Source organism: Amycolatopsis sp. NPDC006125, assembly GCF_040614195.1.
Classification (GTDB): domain Bacteria; phylum Actinomycetota; class Actinomycetes; order Mycobacteriales; family Pseudonocardiaceae; genus Amycolatopsis_E; species Amycolatopsis_E tucumanensis.
Map to the genome: position 1 here is coordinate 1 of NZ_JBEXTZ010000210.1, position 4,117 is coordinate 4,117.

3 protein-coding genes are annotated in these 4,117 nt (G+C 76.3%); all 3 read left to right on the forward strand.

The window, feature by feature from the left end:
• The first annotated feature begins 152 nt into the window (after window positions 1-152).
• The 3 genes from ABZ193_RS43365 to ABZ193_RS43375 are packed head-to-tail and all read left to right on the forward strand — an operon-like array spanning window position 153 to window position 4,011.
• A complete protein-coding gene (locus tag ABZ193_RS43365; protein WP_354714652.1) occupies window positions 153-536 on the forward strand; it encodes a helix-turn-helix transcriptional regulator in 384 nt (127 codons plus the stop codon).
• On the forward strand, window positions 536-2,179 hold the full coding sequence (locus ABZ193_RS43370; protein ID WP_354714654.1) for a right-handed parallel beta-helix repeat-containing protein: 1,644 nt from the start codon (window positions 536-538) through the stop codon (window positions 2,177-2,179). The genes ABZ193_RS43365 and ABZ193_RS43370 overlap by 1 nt, the downstream gene beginning before the upstream one ends.
• A 50-nt stretch (window positions 2,180-2,229) precedes the next feature.
• Window positions 2,230-4,011, forward strand: a complete 1,782-nt coding sequence (locus ABZ193_RS43375) for a protein kinase (RefSeq protein WP_354714656.1) — start codon at window positions 2,230-2,232, stop codon at window positions 4,009-4,011.
• Window positions 4,012-4,117 lie beyond the last annotated feature (106 nt).

Sequence of the window (4,117 nt, forward strand, 5' to 3'; positions counted from 1 at the left end):
GACGTGCATGGGGCCGGCGCCGCCGAAGCCGACCAGGGCGAATTCGCGGGGGTCGTGTCCCTTGTCCACACGTCCCGGACGCCGCGCGCACGACGCCCGGCCCCGCCCGGCGCCTCGGCAAGCTGGCGCAGGCCGGCGCGGAGATCCGCACGATGCCCGTCGTGCCCGTCGAGGCGCTGGTCATCGACGGCGCGCTCGCCGTGCTGCCCGGGGAGCACCGGGACATCGCGGTGCTCCGCCTGCCCAGCGTGATCGGCACGATCATGGAGCTGGTCGAGCACCTGTGGCCGGCCGCGGTGCCGCTCGTCCCGGCCGACCCGCCGTCGTGCGCGGAACTGGCCGGGCGCGACCGGGAGCTGCTGGCTCTGCTGTCCGCGGGCTGCACGGACGAGTCGGCGGCGGCCGCGCTCGGCGTGTCGGTGCGCACGGTGCGGCGCATGGTCGCCGGGCTGATGAACCGGCTCGGCGCCCGCAGCCGCTTCCAGGCCGGGGTCAAGGCCGCCGGGCACGGCTGGCTGGCGGGGAGGGCGAGCTGATGACGACCGCCGCCCGGACCCTGCTCGTGGCGCCGGGCCGGCACGGCGCCTACGCCACCGTCGGCGAGGCGGTGCTCGGCGCCCCGGACGGCGCGTGCGTGTCCATCGCCGCCGGCACCTACGCCGAGACACTGGAACTGGTGGACCGCACGCTGACCCTCCGCGCGGCCGCGGGCGCCGAGGTCGTGTTCGACGGCAGCGGGGCGGACGTGCCGGTGCTGTCCGCCCGCGGCGGCGCGCTCACCGTGCACGGGGTGACCATGCGGGCGGGAAACGCGGCGGGGGTGCAGGCCGAGCACGCGGCCCTGACGCTCACCGGCTGCAGCGTGCACGCCGGGCGCGGACCCGCCGTCGCGGTCCGCGGACCGGGACCGGTCGCGATCACCGACGTGTCGATCACCGGCGCGGAGCACGGGCTGGTGCTGGAAGGCACGTCCGGCGTGGTGGAGAACGTGACCATCGACAACGTCGCCGCCGACGGGATGATCGTCGGGCTCGGCGCGGACCCGGTGATCCGGTCCTGCACCGTGAGCGGGTGCGGGCAGCGCGGTCTCTACGTCTACCAGCACGCACGGCCGGTGGTGGAGAACTGCCGGATCACCCGCACCGCCCAGGCCGGGGTCCTGGTGGCCCACCGCGGCGAACCGGTGCTGCGGCGGGTTTCGGTGAGCGACGCGGGCGGCGTCGGCATCGACGTGGGCGCGCACTGCGGCGGTACGGTCGAAGCGTGCGACGTCACCAACACCGCCGAGCCCGCGGTGCGGCTCGCGGCCTCGGCGACCGCGACCGTGGTGGCCGAACCGGCCGGGGCGTCCGGCGGCGGCCCGCTGGACGCGCTGCTCGCGGACCTCGACGGCATGGTCGGGCTGCCCGCGGTCAAGGCCGAGGTCCGGTCGCTGGTGGACGAGATCCAGGTGAACGCGTGGCGGTCGCGGGCCGGGCTGTCCACCGGCGCGCTGAGCCACCACCTGATCTTCGCGGGCGCGCCGGGCACCGGGAAGACGACGGTGGCCCGGACCTACGGCAGGCTGCTGCGGGAACTGGGGGTGCTCGGCGGCGGGGAGTTCCGCGAGGTGTCGCGGCGGGACCTGGTCGGGCAGTACGTCGGCCACACCGCCGAGAAGACGGCGACGGTGTTCGAGCAGTCCCTCGGCGGTGTGCTGTTCATCGACGAGGCCTACACGCTGTCGCGGCAGACCGGCAGCGGCGCCGACTTCGGCCAGGAAGCCATCGACACGCTGGTGAAGCTGATGGAGGACCACCGCGAGGAGATCGCGGTGATCGTCGCGGGCTACACCGCCGAGATGCGCCAGTTCCTCGCCGCCAACCCGGGGTTGTCGTCGCGGTTCGCCAAGACGATCGAGTTCGAGAACTACACGCCGGACCAGCTGGTCGGCATCACCGGCCGCATGGCGGCGGACGGCGACTACGAGCTCGACCCGCGCGCCCGGCCCGTCCTCGCCGGGTACTTCGACCGCATCTCGGCCGACCCCGCGTTCGGCAACGCGCGCGACGCCCGGAAGGTGTTCGAGGCCGTGCGGAAGGCCCAGTCCGGGCGGCTGCGGCGGCTCGGCCGGATCCCGGACCCCGCCGAGCTGCGTGAACTCCGGCTCGAGGACGTGCTGGCTGCGGTCGGGGCGTGATGGTTCGTACCATGGGACCGGCGACGGCGGCGATTCCGAGGACGACCACCATGACGGCAGCGGGGGACGCGCCCGGCGACCTGGTTCCGCTGGGCGACGGGCCGAGCGCCACCGTGTTCGCCGGGGTGGACGAGGCGGCCGGGACGGCGTTCGCGCTCAAGGTCTACCCGGGCCGGCTCGACCGCGGCACCCGCGCCGAGCTGGACGCCGAACTGTCCGCGCTGGCCGCGGTGCGGGGCCAGGCGCCGGTCCTGGTGGCCGACGCGGTGCGCGAGCTCCCGGACGGCCGGTGCGCGCTGCGGATGGAGTTGTGCGCGCAGTCCCTGCCCGAGCTGGTGGGCGCGTTCGGGCCGATGGCGGCCGCCGACGCGGTGGCGCTGGGCCGCTCGCTGGCGTCCGCGCTGGCCGCGGCGCACGCGGCTGGGGTGGTGCACGGCGGGGTCACCCCGGGGAACGTGTTGTTCCGGCCGTCCGGCGAGGCGGTGCTGTCCGACTTCGGCCTGGCGCTGCGCCGCGCCTTCCCCCGCGACCCGGCGCGCGACATCGGGTTCCTGGCGCCGGAGACACTGCGCGACGGAACCGCCGACGAGCGGTCCGACCTGTACGGCTTGGGCGCGGTGCTGTACCTGGCGCTGCCCGGCCGGTCGCCGCACCAGGGACGGCCCGGCGAGCCCGAGGGCGAGCTGGTGCTGCGGGTGCTGCACGAGCCGGCGCCGCCCCTGGAGCGGAGCGACCTGCCGCCGGGGCTGGCGCAGCTGATCACGGCGCTGCTGGCCCGGTCCCCCGACGCGCGCCCCCTCGACGCGGCCACCGTGGCGGCCCGGATGGCCGCCCCGGCCCCCGGACAGGTGCGGCCGGCGTTCGACGACTTCGGGGGGTCCTTCGGCGCGCCACCGCCGGGTGGGCCAGCGGTGGTGCCGCCGCCGGGTGTGCCCTTCGGCGCGCTGCCCCCGGGGCCACCTCCGGGCGGGCCCCCGCTGGGCGTCCCGCAGGGATCGCATCCGGGGCCGCCGTCGCACAACGCGACAGGGGAAGTGCCCTTGGGCGCGCCACCACTGGCCCAGCAAGCGGGGGCGCCAGCGGGACCACCCCCGGGCATTCCGCAGGGATCGCAGGCAGGAGCGCCATCGCCGACCGCGCCACCGGCCCCCTTGGGCGCCCTGCCTCCGGGGACGCCGCCCCCGGGCACACATCCCACGGCCCTGCGTCCCGCGGGGCCGCAGCTGAATCCGGCTTCGCCGCCGGTCCCCCATGCCTCGGCGGCGCCGGCCGGGCCGGCACCCTACGGGCCCCCCGCGGCCGGGAACCGACCCGCGGCGCCCTGGCCCGCCGCCCCGCATCCGGCGCCGGGCGGGCCGCGGCTGGGCACGCCGCTCGTCGAGTACGGGCCGGCCGACCGTCCGCGCCGACGGCCGAGGCGGATGAATTCCGTCGTCGTGGCGCTGGCGGTGTTGTCGGCGCTCGCGGTGGCCGCCGTGCTGGTGCTGGTGAACACCCCGGACGAGCTGGACGTCGCGGCCGTGCCGCCGCAGATCGGGGCTCCCGGGCTGCCCTCGCCGTCGGGGCGGGCGGTGCAACTGGACCTCAACGACCCGGTCGACCTCGGTGATCACGTCGAACTGTCCTGGCGCAGCAGCGAGGCGCTGGACTTCGCGGTCATCGTCGCCGCCGAGGGCGAGCGGAGCACCACCGTCCTCGTCCAGCGCAACACCAGCCACCGGGTGCCGGTGGATCCGGTGCGCAAGTACTGCTTCCTCGTCCAGGCCACCGACGGCAACAAGGTCTACGAGAGCCAGGCGAAACCGATCCGCGGCGCGAACTGCGTCAAGTGACCCGCCGCAGCAGCGTCCACGGCTCGAACGCCGCGCGGCTACGGCGACGGCAGCGGCCGCGAAGGCACCTGGGAACTGATCGACGGGAAGCCCGCGCTCCGGCTTG